The sequence below is a fragment of the Ochrobactrum sp. BTU1 genome (assembly GCA_018798825.1).
Classification (GTDB): Bacteria; Pseudomonadota; Alphaproteobacteria; order Rhizobiales; family Rhizobiaceae; genus Brucella.
This window is the reverse complement of sequence record CP076354.1, coordinates 289556-311052: the sequence shown is the minus strand read 5'-3', so window position 1 is coordinate 311052 and position 21497 is coordinate 289556. Positions and strand designations below refer to the sequence as shown.

Here is a 21497-nt window from a genome sequence, read left to right as displayed (position 1 = left end):
GGAGAAGGGTGGCGGGCTTGCTGCTCAAACAACGGACGGAGCAATCCGGGGAGAAGGCATGGTAAAAAAGGCAACAGAAACCAAAACCACGTCGAGCTCAGCAGTGGGCACTGCAGCTGAAGCATCACCTGCACTGGATAAGATTTGGCTGAAATCCTATCCGAAAAGCGTTCCGCATGAGATTGATCTGAGCAAAGCCACTTCGATTGGCGACATGATCTCCAATGCGTGCCGTCAGTTTGCAGACAGATCGGCATTCACCTGCATGGGCAAGGATCTATCCTATAAGGATCTGGACGAAAACTCGCGCGGGCTTGCTGCCTGGCTTCAGTCGCGTGGATTGGTCAAGGGCGACCGCGTCGCCGTCATGATGCCAAATATTCTGCAATATCCTATTACTATCTCTGCAATTCTTCGTGCCGGTCTGGTCGTCGTCAACGTCAACCCGCTTTATACACCGCGCGAGCTTCAGCATCAGCTAAACGACTCTGGTGCAAAAGCATTGGTTGTGCTCGAAAACTTCGCAGCGACGGTTCAAAAATCACTGGCTTCCATCCATGTACCGAACATTATTGTTGCCACGATGGGTGATATGCATGGCTTTAAAGGCCACATCATCAATCTGGTGGTGCGCAAGGTAAAGAAGCTGGTGCCAGCATGGAATATTCCGGGCCATGTGCGCTTCAAGGATGCGCTGGCGCAGGGGCGCGGCAAATCCTTCAACCCGGTTCCGGTCGGCAATTCCGACCTCGCCTTCCTGCAATATACCGGCGGCACCACAGGCATTTCCAAAGGCGCAATGCTCAGCCACACCAATATTCTCGCCAATGTTGAGCAGATGCAGCTCTGGATGGATGTAGCCTTCCAGAACAAGGGCAAACCGAAGGAACTCAACTTCGTTTGCGCATTGCCGCTCTATCATATCTTCGCGCTGACCGTGAACGCGATGATCGGCATGAAGCTTGGCGCGCGCAATATCCTCATTCCCAACCCGCGCGATATTCCTGCATTCGTCAAAGAACTGCAGAAATATCCGTTTCATATTTTTCCGGGCCTCAACACCCTGTTTAATGCCCTGATGAACAATGATGAATTCAAAGCGTTGAATTTCAAACCGCTTATTCTCACACTGGGTGGCGGTATGGCGGTGCAACGCCCTGTGGCTGAACGCTGGCAGCAAATGACCGGTTGTCACATAACGGAAGGCTATGGCCTTTCCGAAACCTCGCCTGTTGCTTCAGCCAATGCGCTTGATGCGACCGAGTTTAGCGGGACCATTGGTCTTCCGATGCCATCGACCGATATTGTCATTCGTGATGATGACGGCAAGGATCAGCCGCTTGGTGAAGTGGGCGAGATTTGTGTTCGCGGTCCGCAGGTGATGCTGGGTTACTGGAACCGCCCCGATGAAACTTCCCGCGCTATCATGCCAGACGGTTTCTTCCGTACCGGCGATATGGGCTTCATGGACGAAAACGGCTTCACCAAGATCGTTGACCGCAAGAAGGACATGATCCTTGTTTCCGGCTTCAACGTCTATCCGAATGAAATCGAGGAAGCGGCTGCGGAACATCCCGGCATCGTGGAATCGGCAGCCGTTGGCATTCCAAACGAACATTCAGGTGAAGTCGTGAAGCTCTACGTGGTGCGCCGCGATCCTAACCTGACGGAGGAAGATGTGAAGTCCTTCTGCGCCCAGCGCCTCACCAACTATAAGCGTCCGCGTGAAGTCGAATTCCGTGACGCACTGCCGAAAACCAATGTCGGCAAAATCCTGCGTCGTGAACTGAGAGACTAAACAGTCTCAATCATTAAGGATGACAAACTGCGGCTCTGCTGAGCCGCAGACGGTAGAGCATTGTGTCAAAGAGAATGGGCTGATGATTGAAGAAGTCACCTTTGAAGCCAGCGACGGCTTTCCACTTTGTGGGCAGCTGTTTCACGGCGAAGGCAGAAAGCCCCTTGTGCTGATTTCATCGGCAACCGCCGTGCCGCAAGGCTTTTATTCCGCCTTTGCCAAGCACCTCGTCGCCAACGGTGCGCGCGCGGTTCTAACTTACGATTATCGTGGCGTCGCCGCTTCCCGCCGTGCCCGCAAGGCAGTGCCCGAAATCCGTTTCAAAGATTGGGCCGTTAAGGATTTTCCTGCCGCACTCCGCTGTTTGCAGGCAGTTGCGCCAGGACATGAGACGGTTGGCATCGGCCAATCGTTTGGCGGACAGGCATTGGGCATTTCTGATTGTTCCAGCGGTTTCTCACGTTATGGCATGGTGGCAACCATGTCGGGTGCAGTGCATCTTCTGGACGATAAATGGCTCTGGCCACGCATGAATATCGTTGGCGTGCCTGTCTCCTACCTCACACCTAGTATGCCGCGCTGGATGAATGGTGAGCCGATCCCCGGATCGGTATTCCGCGATTGGGCGCGGTGGTGCCGGATGAAGAACTATTTCTTTGACGATCCGCAGCTTGGCGCAGCTGAGCTTTTGGCCAAGGTCAAAACGCCTGTTCTTGCAGTCGGACTGGAAGATGATCCATGGGGAACGCGGCGCGCCGTCAGTCACTTTTTAAGCTATCATACCAGCGCGCCGATTGAGCAGCGCTGGTATTCACCAGCCAACACTGGCGGCCAGCCAATCGGTCATCTCGGCTTTTTCCGCTCGCGATTTTCTCAAAGTCTTTGGCCGGAAATGACAGAATGGTTGCTGGATGGAGTTTTACCATCCAGCCAGGATCATTTGAACAAAGCTGGCAAGTCAGCGATGGAACCAAGCACCACATCGGCATGAGGCTCAAGCGCTTCGCGTGGGCTGTTGCCAGACAGAACGCCAACGCCGAGACCAGCTTTTGCAGCATGTGCCGTTTCAAGATCGTGCAGATTGTCGCCCACCATGGCGATTGCGCCCGGTTCGAGGCCCACTTTTTTCGCAAAATAGATCAATGGGTCTGCAAATGGCTTTGGGCGCTCTGCCGTGTCATACCCGATCACGACGTCAAACAAATGGTCGATCCCCAGCGCCTTGGCTGTGGCATGGGCGCCCGCTTCTGAATCGTTAGTCGCAATGCCAAGGATAAAACCCATCTCGCGAAGGGTTTCCAAGGTTTCCTTCAAGCCTTCAATTGCAACCGCAGAACGCGCACCTTCAGCAACCGTATAACTATCAAACTCAGCGATTTTGGCTTTGAAACCAGCCTCGTCAATTTCCGGGTGCCAGAGCTGAACGATGTCTTCGACCGTACCGGCAGCAATCACCGAATTGGCGCGAAAACGCGATGCTTCCCAGTCATAACCGCCAGCGTCGAGCAGCGAGCGTGCACGATGCTCATCGCCATTGGCGGTGCGCTGTGCGAGGTTCCAAGACACGGTAAACCATGTGCGGTCAAAATCGATCAATGTGCCATCCTTATCGAACAGGATGGCACGGATTGATTTCAACTTTTCGGAGGAAAGGGATGCACTCATGCCTCTAACGCACCGGAACGCTTCTTGACTGCCGATGGCTTTGAGCCAAGCAGTTTCAGCAGATCGTCGCCACGGCGCACATAACGCAGTGTGCGGCGGGTGAGGATACGGCCTGCCTGCGGCGCGGTCAGCGTAATGTCGCCTTCCGGTTCACCCGGACGGGTCACGACGGTCACAAGCTTTGCACCCGCTTCCACCACATCGCCCGGAACCACATGATAAAGCACCATACCGCCTTCCGGCGCGCGCAGCATCTCTACATTTTCAAGCGGCGTGATGAGGCCCTTGTAGTCGAGATCGAGCTTTACGCTTTCGTCGACAATGACACCACGATGGACGAGGAACTTGTAAAGGCCTTCGGCATCACCTTTGCCCATGTCAGCATAGACATCGCTTAAGCCCCGGAATTCAACCGTAGTGACGGCGCGGCGCTTCATGTTGCGCTTGTCGGCAGGCAATTGAAGAACAGGATGTGCGCAGGCTTCCTCGAAGGCTGCGTCCGCTGTCGTGTCCCATGCGAGGATCGCGGTCGAGCCGAGCGCCACGGCCAGATCCTTCATGTCTTCCACAAATTCCTTGGCGATATAGACGTAGTTTTCGCTTTCATCATCGCAATGAAGATCGAGCACAATATCATTTTCGAGAGCAAGCTTCAGAAGTGTGCTTTTCAAACGCTGTGCAAGCGCTACCGGCGCGTCCGGGCCGGGCAATTCAGACGTGTCGAAATCCGGCAGCAGCGGGAAAGCGCGATTGAAATTAACCGCCGAGAAAAACTCGAAACGGCCCAGATGCTGATGTGCCTGCCACTGGTTCGAGCCAATCGGATTTGCCTGTGGGATAACCGTGATATTGCCGAGAATGCGGCCTTCTTCAGATGCTTTTTTCAGCATCGGAACGAGAAAATGCAGGGCAGCCTGTCCCGGCAATTCACCGCCATGCAGCGACGATTGCAGATAGGCGGTCGGTGCATCGCTGTCTTTGCCTGCAAAGCGCAGCACACGCAGTTCAATGGCGTTACCCGGTACATCGCCGGCAAACTCGATAATCTCGGTCTTCATTTCAGTTCCCATTTTCATTCAGCACTTCATACCTAGACGGAAAAAAAGCCGGGTGTGAAACCCGGCTTTATCCTTATCCACCTGTTTGTAATATCAGGCTTTGCGGCGTGCATGCAAATGCGCAACGAGACCCACTGTCGAAGCGTCTTTGCCTTCGGCAGACTCAGCACCCGAAACAACTGGAAGAAGCTCGGTTGCAAGTTCCTTGCCAAGCTCCACGCCCCACTGGTCAAACGCATTGATGCCGAAAATCTGCGCTTCCACGAACACGCGATGTTCGTAAAGAGCGATCAGGCGACCAAAGGCAAACGGGTCCAGCTTGTCGTGAACAAGGGTGAGCGACGGACGATTGCCGGAGAATACGCGATGCGGTGCAATGCGTTCGACTTCCGCTTCGGGCAACTTCTTAGACTCGAGCTGAGCACGGGCTTCATCAAGCGTGCGGCCCTTCATCAAGGCTTCCGACTGCGCAAGGCAGTTGGCGAGCAGCATTTCGTGCTGATGATCGAGATGCTTTTCATGGCCCTTTGCCGCAACGATGAATTCAAGCGGAATGGTGTCAGTGCCCTGATGCAGCAGCTGGAAGAAAGCGTGCTGACCATTGGTACCAGGCTCGCCCCAAACAACCGGGCCTGTTGGGCCGGAAACCGGCTTGCCATCAACCGTCACGCTCTTGCCGTTCGATTCCATGTCGAGCTGCTGGAGATAGGCTGGAACACGCGCCAAACGCTGATCATAAGGGATGACTGCGCGGCTCGAATAATCGCAGATAGCGCGGTGCCAATAGCCGATAAGGCCGAGCCAGATTGGCAGGTTCTTTTCCAGCGGTGCATCACGGAAATGCACGTCCATCGAATGTGCGCCCGCAAGGAACTTGCGGAAATTATCTGCACCGATAGCGATCATCACTGGCAGACCAATCGCCGACCAGACCGAATAACGACCGCCGACCCAATCCCAGAAACCAAAGACGCGCTCTTCGCCGATACCGAATGCGGCAACCTTATCAAGCGCGGTCGAGACGGCAGCAAAATGTGCGCCAACGGCATCTTCGCCCAGCGCATCTGCAATCCATTTGCGTGCAGTCTGCGCGTTGGTCATGGTTTCGATGGTTGTGAAGGTCTTCGACGCGACGATGATCAGTGTCGTTGCCGGATCAAGCACATTGATCGTGTCGGCAATATGCGCGCCATCGATGTTCGACACATAATGTGCGCGTGGGCCATCATGATAAGGCGAAAGCGCAATCGTCGCCATGACCGGGCCGAGATCGGAACCGCCGATCCCGATATTGACAATGTCGGTGATCTTCTTGCCTGTTGCACCTGTGACAAAACCTGAACGGATGCCATCGGAGAAGGCAGCCATACGGTCGAGCACTTCCTTCACATCCGGCAGGACGTTGTGGCCATCGACTAGCACTTCCTTCGAAGTCGTGTCGCGAAGCGCCACATGCAGAACGGCGCGGTCTTCAGTGTTGTTGATGTGCTCACCTGCAAACATTGCAGCGCGGCGGCCTTCAACATCAGCAGCCTCAGCAAGTTCGGTCAGAAGTGCAACCGTTTCATCATTGACGCGGGCCTTCGACCAGTCAAACAGCAGATCGTCAAGCGACAGCGAATAGCGCTCAAAACGGCCTGGATCGGCTTTGAATGCGGCACGCATGTCTTTTGGTGCAGATTCCGCCCAATGTTTCTTCAGCTTTGCGACCGTTGCTTCAAGCTTCGCCGTGTCTCTTGCCATGATGGTACTCCCAGTCAATCAAATCGATTTAATTGCGGATAATTAAGCAGTTTATTCGAGAAATGCATCCGTTAAATTACAGAAATTTTCCTTTTGATGTGGTTCCATATATGCATATGCATCAATTTAGGTTGATCAGGAGTTTAGTCAAAGCATGGACCTCGTCGGAGAAGAGAGAATTAGCGCACCCCGGCAGGCCGTCTGGGACGCACTCAACGACATCGAAACGCTGAAAAACTGCATTCCCGGCTGCGAAGATCTGGAGCGTCTGACTGAAACAGAAATTCGAGCCGCGCTGAAAGTCAGCCTCGGAGTGATCAAAGTGCGTTTCCACGGAATGCTTGAGCTTTCCAACATGAACCCGCCCGCCTCCTATACGATCTCGGGGCGCGGTGAAGGCTCTATTGCCGGCTTTGCGCATGGCGACACCGACGTAACTCTGACTGAAGATGGTAATGACACGATCCTGAGCTACGTGATCCGTGGCGATGCCGGTGGCAAGATCGCGCAACTTGGGTCGAAACTTCTCGGTTCGGTCGCACGCAAGATTGCGGATCGCTTCTTTGCCAATATCGGTGCTGCGGCGGCACAAAAAGCGGCACAAAATGCCGCTGCAAAAACGGCATAATTTCATTCCAAGATGGTATGAGAGTGGATGCGAAAGAGGTTTCGCTTGTCGCTCCTATCAGATAGTCGATAATCCAGCAGCATGATGAAGGCCTATCGACATGAAGCCCAGAGACACCGCGACCTATATTTTCCTAGCCATAGCATGGGGGCTATCGTTCCTCGTGGTGCTGCGCGTGGTCGAGGCCTTTGGGTGGGTTGGTGCGGTTGCCTTCCGCTCCTTCATTGCCGCAGGAACACTGTTTGCAATCGCCAAACTTTCCGGGCGTAAGCTTGATTTTCAGGCTGGCTGGAAACCCTTTGCCGTTGTTGGTGCAACCACCGTTGCGGGCCAGTTGATCGGCCTTTCCTATGGCACGCCACTGATCGGAACAGCGATGGCCGCGATCTGCGTTGCATCCATTCCGCTTTTCTCGATGGTCATCAGCCAGCTCTGGGGGCTTGAGCGCATTACATCACGCGGCCTGATCGGCCTGCTGCTTGGTGTCACCGGCATCGTGCTTCTGGTCGGCTTCCCGGCAGTTGCGGTTACGCCTGAATTTATCATGGGCTGTGTTGCTGTGCTTTTCTCCTGCTTCTCGGCAGCTTTCGGCAGCAATTATGCCAGCCGCCGCCTTTCAACCACAGGCTCATGGGAAACCACCATTGGCGCATTCGTCTTTGGCGGCATCCTCACTTTGCCACTGATCGTTGCCATCCCTGTACCAGTTATGCCGGGACTTGTTGACTTCATCTACCTGCTGATTTCGGCCTGTGTGATGAGCGCCCTCACCTATGTGCTTTATTTCAGACTGGTCGGAAACGTCGGACCAACAAAAGCCATTAGCGTAGAATTTGCAGTCACCGTGATTGCGGTTCTGGTGGGCGCGGTTTTCCTGAAAGAACAGCTCTCCATCATCCAATTTGTCGGAGCGGCCGTCATCATTGCTGGCTGTGCGCTGGTGCTAAGCTCACGCCCTGCCCTTCCTAAAGAAGCTGAAGCTTTCCCGGGCGCTGAGACAGACGAAACCTCTGACAACAATATTATCAAGTCAGAGACAATCTGATTTTATGCTCCCATCAAGTTACAAAGGCCCGTGCTTCCAAAGCCGGGCCTTTTCTACATTTGTAGTGCCTAAAAGTCATAAATTGACCAGATGATAAAAAATTTGACCTTCCGTAAAAATCTGTCATCCTGTCATTAACGGGCATCACGCGACGATAAAGATCGCAGCCCGGAACAGAGTTCAAGGTGCGCAAAGGGAACCCGCGCCTTAACAAGCAAAAATGGGAGATGCGATCGATGAGATCAGCAGAGAATTCACCTATTGATGCAATTGATAATCCGGGACACGCAAACGGGCCTGATATCCATGGCTCGCGGCTGGAAAAGGCCGACTATGCGCATGTTTTCGATGATCTGCATCCGCCGCTCAACAAGCATGAAGCCCTCGTTGAATCCGACCGCTGCTATTATTGCTATGATGCGCCTTGCATGAATGCATGTCCGACCAGCATCGACATTCCGCGTTTCATTCGCCAGATCAATACCGGCAATGCAATTGGTGCGGCAAAGACCATTCTTTCAGAAAACATTCTGGGCGGCATGTGCGCCCGCGTTTGCCCGACCGAAACGCTGTGCGAAGAAGTGTGTGTTCGCGAAACTTCGGAAGGTAAGCCGGTCAAGATTGGTGAATTGCAGCGTTATGCCACCGATGTTTTGATGGAAACCGGCAATCACCCATTCAAGCGCGCAGCTGATACCGGCAAGCACATCGCCATTGTTGGCGCAGGTCCAGCGGGCCTTTCTGCGGCGCACCGCCTTGCAATGCATGGCCATCAGGTGACGGTTTTTGAAGCGCGCCCCAAAGGCGGCGGTCTCAATGAATATGGTATTGCCGCCTATAAGACGGTCAATAATTTTGCCCAGCGCGAACTGGAATTTGTGCTGAAAATCGGCGCGATCAACATCGAGTATAACCAGACACTCGGTCAGGACATCACGATTGAAGCGCTCAGGGCCGGCTATGATGCGGTGTTCCTCGGCATGGGAATGCCCGGCGTGAATGATCTGGGACTTGTTGGCGAAGACGCGCCCAACGTGATCGATGCCGTTGATTACATCGCCAATCTACGTCAGGCAAAAGACCTCGCGTCTCTGCCTGTTGGCCGTAATGTTGTGGTTATCGGTGGCGGCATGACCGCAGTGGACGTTGCCATCCAGACCAAGAAGCTCGGCGCTGAAAACGTGACAATCGTTTATCGTCGCGGTCAGGAAAGCATGAATGCCAGCGCCTATGAACAGGAACTGGCGCAGATTCATGGAGTGGTGATCCGTCACTGGTTGCAGCCACATGCACTTGAGCGGAGCGAAGACGGCACGGTGAATGCGGTTGTGTTTGAATATACCAATGCCGATAGCGGCAAGCTTTCCGGCACCGGCGAGTATCTCATTCTTGAAGCCGATCAGGTCTTCAAGGCTATCGGTCAGAAGTTTGAACCGGAGCCAATTGCAGGTTCAGGCATCGGACTCTCCAAAGGACGCATTAGCGTCGATGATGAACGTCGCACATCCGTTGAGGGCATTTGGGCGGGGGGCGACTGCGTTGCAGGTGGACAGGATCTGACCGTTGCATCGGTGGAAGACGGCAAGGTTGCCGCTGAATCCATCCATGCGACGCTGACGAAACGTCCCGAAGCGATTGAAGGCTTTGCCGATGCGGTGCTGTCGGGCGGCGCGCTTCATGCGCCAACTCCGTCTACTCATCGTGACCGCAGCGTGCCTTTGGGCCAGGAACAGGGCTGAGGAGAGTAAACATGGCTGATCTTTCAACGAACTTCCTCGGCATCAAGTCGCCAAACCCGTTCTGGCTGGCTTCGGCTCCGCCGACTGACAAAGCTTACAATGTCGAGCGCGCTTTCAAGGCTGGCTGGGGTGGCGTGGTCTGGAAAACGCTGGGCTCCGAAGGCCCACCGGTGGTCAATGTTAATGGTCCGCGCTATGGCGCCATCCATGGCGCTGACCGGCGATTGCTTGGTCTTAACAATATCGAGCTGATCACCGACCGACCGCTCGAAGTGAACTTGCGCGAAATGAAAGAAGTGAAGATGCGTTGGCCCGACCGCGCATTGATCGCCTCGATCATGGTGCCGTGCGAAGAAGAAGCATGGAAAGCCATTCTGCCACTGGTGGAAGAAACCGGCGCTGACGGTATTGAGCTGAACTTCGGTTGTCCGCACGGCATGAGCGAACGCGGTATGGGTGCGGCCGTCGGTCAGGTGCCGGAATATGTCGGCATGGTCGTGAAATGGTGCAAGCAATATAGCCGGATGCCGGTAATCACCAAGCTGACGCCAAACATCACCGACATCCGCAAACCTGCACGCGGCGCAAAGGCCAATGGCACCGACGCTGTATCGCTGATCAACACGATCAATTCCATTGTGTCGGTCGATCTCGACAGCATGTCGCCGGTTCCGTCGATTGATGGGCGCGGCAGTCATGGCGGTTATTGCGGACCAGCGGTCAAGCCGATTGCGCTGAACATGGTGGCGGAAATTGCACGCGACCCAGAAACCTATGGCCTGCCGATTTCAGGCATTGGCGGCATTACCACATGGCGCGATGCGGCTGAATTTATCGCGCTCGGCTGCGGCACCGTTCAGGTCTGTACTGCTGCAATGACCTATGGTTTCAAGGTCGTTGAGGAAATGATCGATGGTCTTTCTGACTGGATGGACAGCAAGGGTTATCAGACGCTTGATGATTTCCGCGGCATGGCCGTGGGACATGTCAGCGATTGGCAGTATCTCAACCTCAATTATGTCACCAAGGCACGCATCGATCAGGATTCCTGCATCAAATGCGGTCGTTGCCATATTGCCTGCGAAGATACCTCGCATCAGGCAATCACCAATCTGGTGAATGGTGCGCGGCACTTTGAGGTGATCGATGAGGAATGCGTTGGCTGCAATCTTTGCGTCAATGTCTGCCCGGTCGAGGATTGCATCACCATGGAGCAGATCGGTGATTTCGATCCGCGCACCAAGGCACCGATCCCGGCACAATATGCCAATTGGACGACCCATCCGAATAACCCGATGGCCGTCAAGGAAGCTGCAGAGTAAAACAGAAACGCCGGGGAAAACCCCGGCGTTTTGTTTTGTGTTGTTCGGTATTAGCGACTAACGCGCATGCCTTTTTCCGGCTCGAACACATGGCTCGTTGCTGGATCAACCGCAATGGTCAGCATATCGCCCGGACGCACTGTCAGGCGTTCACGGAACAGGCAGGTGACTGGCTGGTCGCCGAGCTTGCCCATGACCATGATTTCCGAACCTGTCGGCTCAACAATTTCAACTGTGACCGGCACGCCGTTATCGGCAATCTTCATATGCTCAGGGCGCATACCATAAACAGCCTTGCCCGAAAGACTTGCATAATCGCCTTCAGGAAGCGGCATACGGAAGCCGCCATCTGCCACAAACGAACCTTCCTCGATCTTGCCATTGACGAAGTTCATCGATGGCGAGCCAATGAAGCCCGCGACAAACATATTGGCAGGACGATCATAGAGATCGAGCGGCGCACCGATCTGCTCCACCAGACCATCGCGCATGACGACGATCTTATCTGCCATGGTCATGGCTTCGATCTGATCGTGGGTCACATAAATCGTGGTGGTCTTCAGACGCTGATGCAGCCCCTTGATCTCGCCGCGCATCTGCACGCGCAGCTTGGCATCGAGATTGGACAGCGGTTCGTCAAACAGAAACACCTGTGGATCGCGAACAATCGCACGGCCCATGGCTACACGCTGACGCTGACCGCCGGAAAGCTGGCGCGGAAAGCGGTCGAGCAGCTTATTGAGGCCGAGGATTTCGGCTGCACGATTAACGCGGCTGTCGCGTTCTTCTTTCGGCGCGTTTTTCAGCATGAGCGCGAAGCCCATATTGTCGGCAACCGTCATATGCGGATAGAGCGCATAATTCTGGAACACCATGGCGATATCGCGTTCCTTGGCGCGCAGGTCATTGACCACACGCGGACCAATGGCGATTTCACCATCGCTGATTTCCTCAAGTCCTGCGATCATGCGCAGGAGCGTGGATTTTCCGCAGCCCGAAGGGCCGACGAGTACGACAAATTCGCCGTCTTCAATATTGACTGACACGCCATGCAGAACGCCGACATTGCCATATTTCTTGATTGCATTTCGGATGGATACAGATGCCATCTTAAACCTCAACTCTTATTTGACGGCGCCTGCTGTCAGACCTGCAACGATCTGGCGCTGTGCGAATACGGTTAGCAACAGGACCGGCAATGTGACCACAAGGGCTGCAGCTGCAAGCGGACCCCAGCTGACCTGTTCAAAGGACAGCATGTTGTAAACTGCGACCGGCAGGGTGCGTGTCTCGCGACTTGCAAGCACGATGCCGAAAACGAAATTGTTCCACGAGAAGATCACCGCGAGGATGAGCGACACCACAACGCCGGGCTTGGCGATCGGGAGTGCCACCTTCATGAACACCTGCCACGAGGAAGCACCATCGATAATGGCTGCTTCTTCAAGCTCCATCGGTGTTGTCTCGAAATAGCCGATCATGATCCAGATCACGATTGGAACGGTGACGACCAGATGAATGATGATCTGCGGCCAGAGCGTGCCGAGAAGACCCAGCGTCTGGAACAACAGGAACAGCGGGATCAGATAAGACAGGCCCGGTGTCATACGCGCAATCATGATGACGATTGCCGACTTGTTGGCACGCAGTCGCGCAATGCCGTAGCCTGCCGGAACGCCGACAATCAATGCCAGCAGGGTCGCGGTTCCTGTGACCAGAAGACTGTTCCAGAAATAGAGCAGGAAGTCATTGGTTTCGAAAATCCCGGTATAGTTTGACCATGCTATGCGGTCAGGGATCAGGATGGGCGGATAAGCGCCATTGTCGATTTCATATTTCAAGGAAAGCGACAGCATCCAGACGAAGAAGAAGATTGCAGGCGACACGATGACGAACACCACGAGTGCCGTGCCAAGCTTTGAAAGAATAGACTTGCTTGCCATGACCTATCCTCAGCTGTTCCACTTGGTCCGCTGGCGCAGCGCCAGAAGGATCATCGACATGGCGATAATGACAACAAAGAACACCACAGCAATCGCCGAGCCGTAACCAATGTCATAGTAAGAAAACGCCACATTATAGAGATAGATATTGATGGTTTCCGATGCCGTTCCCGGACCGCCCTGCGTCATTGCAAAGATGATGTCGAAGCTTTTCAGCGCATCAATCGAGCGGATGATAACGGCAACCATGATAAATGGCAGGATCATCGGAAGCGTGATGTAACGGAATTTCTGCCAGCCATTGGCACCATCAATTTCCGCACTTTCAAACGGATCACGCGGCATGGACGCAAGGCCACCCAGCACGATCAGCATGACCAGCGGCGTCCACTGCCAGGTTTCAACAGCTACCAGCGACGGGATAACCGTGCTCTGATTGAAGATCCATTCCTGCGGCGGAATGCCGATCAGCGACAGGAGATAGTTCAGCACACCCAGCTGTGGGTGATACATCATCGTCCAAACCAGCGCGACCGCCACCGGTGTTGCCATCATTGGCATGACGAAGATACCGCGCAGCAGCCCGCGCATGGGCAGTTTGCTGTCAAACACCAGCGCTGCAATCGTACCCAATATCATCGGGGCCACGACGGACAGAACCGTGTAAACAACCGTGTGCCACATGGATTCCCAGAAGCGCATATCGGTCGCAAGACGCAGATAATTGTCAAAACCGACAAAGCTCTGCTCGCCGCCAAGCTGCCACTGGTTGGTACTCATCCAGAGTGTAAACACCCATGGGAAGACGATCACCGCCCCGACAGTGATCAAGGCAGGAAGAACAAACGGCCAGTAACTTGGCCGCAGACGGTTTGTGGCCGTCTTGGTGGAGGAAGCTGCTTTGGCAGCAGCTCCCGTTTTTGCTCCTATCGGGGCGGCAGATGTCATTTTCCTTCGCTCCGTGCGAGGACCGGACGGAATTCTTCCGTCGCGCGTTTCATTTCAGCTTCTGCGTCTGCACCATTGAGAAGATTGGTGAGGCCAACACCGATAATGTCGCGGAATTCCGTGACAGGCACGATGACCGGCAGGCAGAGCTGGCTGATTGGTGCAGATTTCGAGAGAGCTTCAACCCAGCCTTCCGGCATGGTGACACCCTTACGCACATCTGCATCGTCGATGATCGACTTGCGGAACGGAACGCCCGATCCCGACTGCAACAGGCGAGCACCCATTTCCTTGGAAATGGCCCACTGGCAGTAAAGATATGCGGCTTCCTTGTTCTTGGAGGCTTCGGTCACGCCGATGCCATCACCTGTCGTTGGCGCTGCCTGTGCATTCGGGCCTGCTGGCATGACGCCATAGCCAACCTTGCCGACAACGCGCGACTTGTTCGGATCTTCAAGCGGCGGTGCGAAACCAATACCGTCGAGCCACATGCCAACGCGACCCTGCAGGAAGTTCGACTGGCATTCAGCCCAGTTGAAGCCTGCAACACCGGGAGGTGCCGATTTGGTCATCAGACGCTGATAGAGCTTGGCTGCTTCAATACCTTCGGCCGAATCCGTCTGCAGGTTGCCGTCCGCATCAACCGACTGCTTGCCATAGCCGAGCAGAAGGCTGGTATAGACCGGTGCATTGGCATTCTTCATGCCGCGCGCGACGAAGCCGTAAGTATTGGTCGATGGATCGGTAAGTGCTTCTGCGGCTGCAACCAGCTCTTCGAAGGTCTTCGGGAATTCGATGCCCTTGGCGGCAAAGAGTTCCTTGTTCCAGTAGATGATCCAGTAATCGACCGAGAATGGCAGTGCGCCGAAGCGGCCATTGGCATCCTTAGCGAAAGTTAGGCCGGCGCTTGCGAAATCATCTTCTGTGAGCGACGCATCAGTCAGCGTCGGGTCTTTCAGGAACGGATTGAGATCGGCAAGCCAGCCGCCCTTTTCAAACTGGCGCTTCTGAACGTGATAGCTGATATGGATAACGTCGAAGCTCGGACGACCCGAAGTCAGCTCGATCACGGCCTTCTGGCGCTGCTGCTGTTCTGGCATCTGTTCGGAATTAACCTTGATACCAGTCAGCTCTTCGAATTCCTTTTGATATTTCTGAAGGATTTCACCGCGCGGGCTCTTAATGAGATTAACTTCGAGGGTTGTGCCCGCATATTTCTTCCAGTCGACACCCGACTGCGCGAAAGATGGGCTGATGCCTGTTACACCTGAGGCGGCGATGGCCGCTGTGCCTGCCAAAAACTGGCGACGTGTTGGACGTAATAGATTCATTACATGCTCCTCCCCTTAGGCCTTCCTGGCCCATTGATTCCTTCAACCCGGCAACTCCTCTTGCCCGGTCTCGGTTGTTAAATCTGCAAAGCCAGCTTCCGTGCATTATTGATGTGAACGGCGATGGCATCCATGGCGGTCTGCGGGTCTCGGGTTTCGATTGCACTCAGCACAGAAAGATGTTCCTGCATGACCGGGATAACGCGTCCGGTGATGCGGAAGCGCTCCTGATTGATCAGACGCATCTTGATCGTATTGGTCTGATAGGCACGCCAGATAATTTCATTATCGAGTGAGCCGACAATCGTATCATGCATGCTCCAGTCGATATTCTGCGCCTGCTCTTCAAGCTCCGGCGTTTCACCTTCGCTCATCGCGCGGTTGAGCGTATCTTCATGAGCAGCACGCAGCGAGCGCAGCAATTCATCGGAAGCCGACTGGCAGAAAATCGCGATCGACTCCTTTTCGATGAAAAGACGAAACTGAAACGCTTCACGGATCAGATTAAGATCGATATGCGCGATCTGGAGCCCGCGCTGCGGCACGGTCTTGATTAGACCTTCCGCTTCAAGACGCGGGATCAGTTCGCGGATCGCGCCCAGCGGCAAACCCGTCATGGTGACGAGCTGGCGCTGCGAAACGAACTGGCCCGGATGAAAATCACGCGCCAGCAAATGCTGGGTGAAGCTCTGATAAGCCTTATCCCGCAATTTTACCGGTTCGTTGTGATCGTCCACCAAAGCCATTCCCTTTTTTGTTATCGAGGCTTATGCCGCGATTAAGCCGCTTTTGCCAGATGCAAACGGTCGAATACACTACCAATTGCATCGAAATCCGCGTCATTGAGTGAAATCAGCGGTGCGCGCACGCGACGCCATTCCTTGTCACCCGTATGACGCGCAACCATGGCCTTGACCGCAGGCGTTACCGGATAGTTCAGCAGCTGCTGCACGGCACCGACGAGTTCAGCATCATCCTGACCGTCATTGACCATGCGCAAAAGACGATCCGGGAACAGATTGGCCATGCCTGAAATCGCACCCTGTCCACCAAGCCGTACACCGGCAGCAAGATCACGTTCATCGCCGATAAGGATCGCAATATCTTTGTGGGCTGCAAGCAGCTTTTCCGTATAGGCCCAGGTGCCGGAAGAATCCTTCACGCCGGTGATGATGCCGCCAAAAGCTGCACGAAGACGGCTGATGAGATCGACCGACAACTCAACCGCTGTCACCGATGGAATATTGTAGAGAATGATGCTGCGCGCATCTTCGCCCAAACCTTTGAAGACAGACGAGAACCAGTTGAACAGACCTTCGTCGGAGAGGTTTTTAAAATAGGAAGGCGGAGCCAGAAGAATGGCCTTGCAACCGCGACGCAGCGCATCGGCCGACTGAAGGACCGCGTCGGCAACCGAATTTTCCATGACGCCGACAACAATGTTGGAAGCCGGGAAGCCGCCTGCGATAAATGCATCGAGAAGAGCAGCGCGTTCAGCATCGGCAATCGACGAACCTTCGCCAGTGGTGCCAAACAAGGTGACGCTTGAGCAGCCATTATCGAGGCGCGCGCGAGCGTGTTTCAGCGCACGGCTGACATCGATTTTGCCATCAGCATCGAATGGCGTGGTAAGCGCTGCAGAGAGCCCGAAGCGCCCCTGCCCAGAATGATTATGTGCCAAAACTGGCTCCTCCCAAGTTTGAACTTTAAGTTTGCACATACTAACATGTCAGTAAAGAGTCAATTCGTGTTCAGTGTGCATTCGGATGATTTTGGTAAAGCGTGGGAGAACTCGGAGTTCGGTAAGTTTGGCTCGGTCCGGAGCGCCGACATGCGCTGCCCTCACCCTTTCAGACAGCACTTCACACTGGTTCAGAATGAGGAAGATCGACGTTTGAAACCCAGCTTATCGGGCTGGAACAATACCGGTTTCGATGAAGGAAACAACTTCATCCTGGCTTGGAGAACCGGCACGTCCACCAAAGCGCGCGCATTTGATGGCGGCAGCGGCATTGGCAAAGCTGATGATGTCAGTCATCTCCTTGCCCTCAACAAGACCATGCGCAAAAGCACCGTGGAAGACATCGCCCGCAGCGAGCGTATCCACCGCATCGACTTTGAAACCCGACACATGGGAAACAGGCTTGCCAGCACCTTCCGCCCAATAGCAGCCATCTGCGCCAGCCGTGACAGATGTGAAAACATCATAGCGATTGCTGAGAATACGGACACATTCACGCAAATCCGTCGTGCCCGTGACGCTTATGGCAGCAGGCTCCGATGCAACAATATGAGTTGCAAGCGGCAGCAGTGTTTCCAGCAATTCGACGGGTGCGGTATCGGCATCCAGAATGGCCGGAATACCTGCATCGCGCGCAGCACTTAGTGCTGTTTCAGCAGCCCACGGCCAGCGTACATCGGTCATAACAGCCGCATAGGTTCCCGCTGCAATCGGCGGCACCGGATCAGACGGACTTGCAAGCCTGCGATCATAAAACGGCACGATGATGCGTTCGCCATTCGCATCGACGAGGATCGAAGAAAATGCCGTACGCGCGCCTTCCAGCCGCCGGATATAAGCGCAATCGATGCCTTCGGCTGAAAGCTCTGCGACAGCGCGGTCGCCTACTGAATCAATCCCCGCAGAAGCCCATAGCGCCACGTTGCCGCCAAGCCGGGCAATCGCAGCCGCTGCACTTGAAGCCATGCCAGCTGCGATCTCGACGGCTTCACGCGGTAGATATTTGCCTGCCGCGAGTGGGAGTTCATCAAGGCGGAGAATGGTGTCCATAGTGAGGGCACCAACACAGAGAATTTTGGAAGTCATGATTAGGAAATGAGACCTTCCGAGCGAAGCGTCGTCCAGAATTCGTGCGGAATCGACTGCTCGAACCAGACGACATTCTGCCTGATCTGTTCTGGCGAACGCACACCGATCAGAATGGAGCTGACGGCCTCATGCATCATCGGGAACTGCATAGCGGCAGCGGCGAGCGGCACATGATACGCATCGCAAATATCATGCAAGCGATTGGTGCGAGCAATGATTTCAGCAGGCGCGTCGGCATAATCGAACTTCTGTTCGCCGCCGCGTGGCGCGGCCAGAATGCCGGAGTTGAACACACCAGCAATCACCAGCGCCATGCCACGCTTTTGCGCCAGCGGCAGAAATTCTTTTTCCGACACCTGATCGAGCAGCGAATAACGCCCGGCCAACAGCGAGCAATCAAGATCAGCCTCTTCAAGCGCATCGCGAATGATCTGCCATTCATTCACACCAAGACCGAAGCCCTTGATATTGCCTGCCGCGCGCAACTCAGTCAGCGCACGGAAACCACCGCCCTTGGTCAGCGCGTTCCAGTGAAACTCGTGTCTGTCGGCATGGGTCACGCGGCCAATGTCGTGAATATAGAGAAGATCAATTTCAGGAAAGCCCAGACGCTGTTGGCTGTCATCGAAGCTGCGCATGACGCCGTCATAGCTATAGTCAAAGACCTCACGGAAATTGAGGCCATTATGCCAGCCCGAATCGAGTGGATTCTTTGGCGGCGCTGGCGGCAAAGTGCGACCAGCGCGCTCATTGGTCATCAGGCGTCCGACCTTGGTGGAGACAACCGCACGTTCGCTTTTTTCGCGCAGCATATCGCCAAGCAAATGTTCGCAACGGCCATAGCCATACATCGGTGCGCTGTCGAAATAGCGAACACCGCTGTCCCAACCAGCTTCCAGCAATGCGTCTGCGTCAGCACGCGAAACAGGCGCATAAAGTCCACCCAAAGGTGCTGTTCCCAGACCAAGCGCGGTTACCGTCAGACCAGTACGGCCAAGCGTCCGCTTCTCGGATGCCTTCAGATGCATGGGTATCTCCTCAATCACAGCACGCAACGTGCCGTACTCCATTTTCACCGCGTCTTATCCAAAAACCGCTTCGCACTTTTTGGGACGCTCTGCCTTTTTCAGCGCGCCTTATCCAAAAACTGCTTCGCACTTTTTGGGACGCGCCGCCTCTTCTCGCGATTGATAGGAGCAAGTTTGCCGAAGCGCAATCGGAAAAGCATACACATGCAAACAGCATATTCACGCACAAATAGATCATTTACCTGGGCATAAAAGCAGGACGGTGCAGAAATTCTGCATTTAATATCAATAGGATAATTCACAAACCCCGACCACTATCCCGTAAAAACCTTAATCATCACCCGCTTGACAACGCCGATTTCCCGTCGATATTAGTATGATGTCAGACCAATTTTAGAACCAATAAGGGGATGCGGCCTGACGTCATTCGAACTGCCGCATAACTGAAAAATGAAAACTCAGAGCAATGCGGCAAATTCCGATGCACGAAGCCAGTGGGAGATGGCGGAATGAAAGATCGCAGGCTGCTGCAGATTGCACCACTACCGCCGATGGATCGCGCCCGGCAGGTAACGGATGCGCTCGCAACCTATATCCAGACCGCTCAGCTTCAGGCCGGAGATCGCCTTCCCGCCGAACGTGAATTGATGACCGCGCTGGCCGTGGGGCGCTCCACCATTCGCGAAGCAATCCGACACTTTCAGGCGCTGGGTGTGATCGAAGCCCGCAAAGGCAGCGGCACCTATCTGCTCAAGCCCGTTTCGGCGGCAACCATTCATATGCCGCTTTCATTCGATCCTGCGCAATTGCGTGATGCTTTGCTGCAATCGCTTGAAGTACGCCGTGGCATCGAAGCCGAAGCCAGCATGGTCGCCGCCCGCAAACGCACGGCTGAAGACCTCGTCATCATCGAACGCAATCTCAATGAGATGGAGCGCGTTCATATCGCGGAAGGCACGTCTGGCCCGGAAGATCTGGCGTTTCACCTGGCCATTTACGACGCGACCCATAATCCGCTTTTCAGACAATTGCTCGAACAGATGCGCGAAGCCTTCTTGCACTTCTGGGATCATCCGTTCGAGCGGATCGACTTCGCGCGGCGAACCTTTCCGTTTCACCGCACGCTCTTTAACGCCATCGTGGCTCAGGACCCTGAAGCCGCTCGGCAGGAAACACTCAAGATCCTCGACATTGTCGAGGAAGACATCAAGGAAATGTCCAAATGACCGACGGGATGGATCCGCTGGATTTCGCAGCGCTTACGGTTGCCCATGATGAAGGCAATGCATACGACGCCGTGGTTCCGCCCATCGTGCAGACTTCGCTTTTCACCTTCCCAAGCTATGACGACATGGTCGCCTCCTACCGCGGCGAAAAGGTTCGCCCGATCTATACGCGCGGCCTGAACCCGACCGTGCGGGCATTTGAAGAAATGCTGGCAAAGCTTGAAGGCGGCGAAGACGCGCTGGGGTTTGCCAGCGGCATGGCTGCGATTTCTTCAAGTGTTCTGGCATTTGTTAAGCCGGGTGATCGCATTGTTGCCGTGCGCCATGTCTATCCAGATGCGTTCCGCCTGTTCGGCACCATTATGAAGCGCATGCAGGTGCAGGTAGACTACGTCGACGGCCGCGACGAGGAAGCGGTCGCAAAAGCCCTGCCCGGTGCAAAGCTCTTCTATATGGAAAGCCCGACGAGCTGGGTTATGGAAGCCCATGATGTCGGCGCCTTGGCAACCATTGCCAAGCAGCATGGCGTGTTGAGCATCATCGATAACAGCTGGGCCAGCCCGATCTTCCAGCGCCCGCTGTCGCTTGGCGTTGACCTTGTCGTGCATTCGGCATCGAAATATCTTGGCGGCCATAGTGATGTCGTCGCCGGCGTCGTGACCGGCTCGAAAGAGCTGATCAATGCAATCCGCGCAGAAACCTATCCATATCTCGGCGGCAAGCTTTCACCATTTGATGCGTGGCTTCTGGTACGTGGTATGCGCACCTTGCCGACGCGCATGAAGGCGCATGAGGCTTCGGCACTGGAAATTGCAAAGCGTCTTCAGGCGCTGGATGTGGTTGAGACCGTCTGCCACCCGGCACTTGCCAATCGTCTGCCTGCGGGCCTCAAGGGTACGTCCGGTCTGTTCTCGGTCATCTTCCGGGAAGGCGTGAACATTCGCGAATTCTGCAATCATCTCGATTTGTTCAAGCTCGGCGTGAGCTGGGGCGGACATGAAAGCCTGATCGTGCCAGGCGAAGTCGTGCTGCAGCAGAAAGCACAGCCAAATTCAGCACATACGTTCGGCATCGACCCGCACTCCGTGCGTCTGCATGTCGGACTGGAAGGAACGGAAGCGCTGTGGCGGGATATTGAAGGAGCGCTCACAGCATCGACCGAATAACGAAAATCTAGTGAGGAGCAATAAGGG

At 54.8% G+C, this 21497-nt stretch carries 18 protein-coding genes and 1 pseudogene; 8 read left to right on the top strand and 11 right to left on the bottom strand.

Annotation, left to right across the window (positions count from 1 at the left end):
• The first annotated feature begins 133 nt into the window (after positions 1 to 133).
• Positions 134 to 1798, top strand: a complete 1665-nt coding sequence (locus KMS41_01420) for a long-chain fatty acid--CoA ligase (protein QWK78735.1) — start codon at positions 134 to 136, stop codon at positions 1796 to 1798.
• Between the two features lie 82 nt (positions 1799 to 1880).
• Positions 1881 to 2723: pseudogene (locus tag KMS41_01415) on the top strand (esterase).
• Between the two features lie 11 nt (positions 2724 to 2734).
• Here the strand turns inward: KMS41_01415 and KMS41_01410 are convergent.
• From KMS41_01410 to pgi, 3 genes are all read right to left on the bottom strand, one after another.
• Positions 2735 to 3463, bottom strand: coding sequence for an HAD family hydrolase (locus KMS41_01410; protein QWK77932.1), 729 nt, complete (start codon positions 3461 to 3463; stop codon positions 2735 to 2737).
• A complete protein-coding gene (locus tag KMS41_01405) occupies positions 3460 to 4521 on the bottom strand; it encodes a succinylglutamate desuccinylase/aspartoacylase family protein (GenBank protein ID QWK77931.1) in 1062 nt (353 codons plus the stop codon). The genes KMS41_01410 and KMS41_01405 overlap by 4 nt, the downstream gene beginning before the upstream one ends.
• Before the next feature lie 93 nt (positions 4522 to 4614).
• Positions 4615 to 6264, bottom strand: coding sequence for a glucose-6-phosphate isomerase (gene pgi, locus KMS41_01400; GenBank protein QWK77930.1), 1650 nt, complete (start codon positions 6262 to 6264; stop codon positions 4615 to 4617).
• A gap of 154 nt (positions 6265 to 6418) precedes the next feature.
• Between pgi and KMS41_01395 the strand changes: the two genes are divergently transcribed.
• The 4 genes from KMS41_01395 (at position 6419) to preA (ending at position 10998) form a co-directional block, all read left to right on the top strand.
• Positions 6419 to 6892 (top strand): carbon monoxide dehydrogenase subunit G, encoded by a 474-nt coding sequence (locus KMS41_01395; protein QWK77929.1) that lies wholly within the window; start codon positions 6419 to 6421, stop codon positions 6890 to 6892.
• Positions 6893 to 6992: 100 nt separating this feature from the next.
• Positions 6993 to 7937: an EamA family transporter gene (locus KMS41_01390; GenBank protein QWK77928.1), complete on the top strand. Its 945-nt coding sequence runs from the start codon at positions 6993 to 6995 to the stop codon at positions 7935 to 7937.
• Positions 7938 to 8164: 227 nt separating this feature from the next.
• Positions 8165 to 9676 (top strand): NAD(P)-dependent oxidoreductase, encoded by a 1512-nt coding sequence (locus KMS41_01385; GenBank protein ID QWK77927.1) that lies wholly within the window; start codon positions 8165 to 8167, stop codon positions 9674 to 9676.
• A gap of 11 nt (positions 9677 to 9687) precedes the next feature.
• Positions 9688 to 10998, top strand: coding sequence for an NAD-dependent dihydropyrimidine dehydrogenase subunit PreA (gene preA / locus KMS41_01380; protein QWK77926.1), 1311 nt, complete (start codon positions 9688 to 9690; stop codon positions 10996 to 10998).
• Between the two features lie 50 nt (positions 10999 to 11048).
• On the opposite strand, the gene ugpC is transcribed toward preA, so the two are convergent.
• From ugpC to KMS41_01340, 8 genes are all read right to left on the bottom strand, one after another.
• Positions 11049 to 12107, bottom strand: a complete 1059-nt coding sequence (ugpC, locus tag KMS41_01375) for a sn-glycerol-3-phosphate ABC transporter ATP-binding protein UgpC (GenBank protein ID QWK77925.1) — start codon at positions 12105 to 12107, stop codon at positions 11049 to 11051.
• Between the two features lie 15 nt (positions 12108 to 12122).
• A complete protein-coding gene (locus KMS41_01370) occupies positions 12123 to 12941 on the bottom strand; it encodes a carbohydrate ABC transporter permease (GenBank protein ID QWK77924.1) in 819 nt (272 codons plus the stop codon).
• Between the two features lie 9 nt (positions 12942 to 12950).
• Positions 12951 to 13889, bottom strand: a complete 939-nt coding sequence (locus KMS41_01365) for a sugar ABC transporter permease (GenBank protein QWK77923.1) — start codon at positions 13887 to 13889, stop codon at positions 12951 to 12953.
• Entirely contained in the window at positions 13886 to 15220 is a 1335-nt protein-coding gene (locus KMS41_01360) for a sugar ABC transporter substrate-binding protein (protein ID QWK77922.1), read from the bottom strand. The genes KMS41_01365 and KMS41_01360 overlap by 4 nt, the downstream gene beginning before the upstream one ends.
• A 77-nt stretch (positions 15221 to 15297) precedes the next feature.
• Positions 15298 to 15966 carry a GntR family transcriptional regulator gene (locus tag KMS41_01355; GenBank protein QWK77921.1) on the bottom strand — a complete coding sequence of 223 codons (669 nt, stop codon included), beginning with the start codon at positions 15964 to 15966 and terminating at the stop codon, positions 15298 to 15300.
• A 32-nt stretch (positions 15967 to 15998) separates the two neighbouring features.
• Complete coding sequence (locus tag KMS41_01350; GenBank protein QWK77920.1) at positions 15999 to 16901, bottom strand: dihydrodipicolinate synthase family protein; 903 nt, start codon at positions 16899 to 16901, stop codon at positions 15999 to 16001.
• 225 nt (positions 16902 to 17126) lie between these two features.
• Complete coding sequence (locus KMS41_01345) at positions 17127 to 18047, bottom strand: sugar kinase (protein QWK77919.1); 921 nt, start codon at positions 18045 to 18047, stop codon at positions 17127 to 17129.
• Positions 18048 to 18049: 2 nt separating this feature from the next.
• The gene (locus KMS41_01340) at positions 18050 to 19078 is read right to left on the bottom strand and encodes an aldo/keto reductase (GenBank protein QWK77918.1); all 1029 of its coding nucleotides are present in this window, start codon (positions 19076 to 19078) and stop codon (positions 18050 to 18052) included.
• Between the two features lie 509 nt (positions 19079 to 19587).
• Between KMS41_01340 and KMS41_01335 the strand changes: the two genes are divergently transcribed.
• Positions 19588 to 20304 carry a FadR family transcriptional regulator gene (locus KMS41_01335; protein QWK77917.1) on the top strand — a complete coding sequence of 239 codons (717 nt, stop codon included), beginning with the start codon at positions 19588 to 19590 and terminating at the stop codon, positions 20302 to 20304.
• Positions 20301 to 21470 carry a PLP-dependent transferase gene (locus KMS41_01330; protein QWK77916.1) on the top strand — a complete coding sequence of 390 codons (1170 nt, stop codon included), beginning with the start codon at positions 20301 to 20303 and terminating at the stop codon, positions 21468 to 21470. The genes KMS41_01335 and KMS41_01330 overlap by 4 nt, the downstream gene beginning before the upstream one ends.
• The last annotated feature ends 27 nt before the right edge of the window (positions 21471 to 21497 follow it).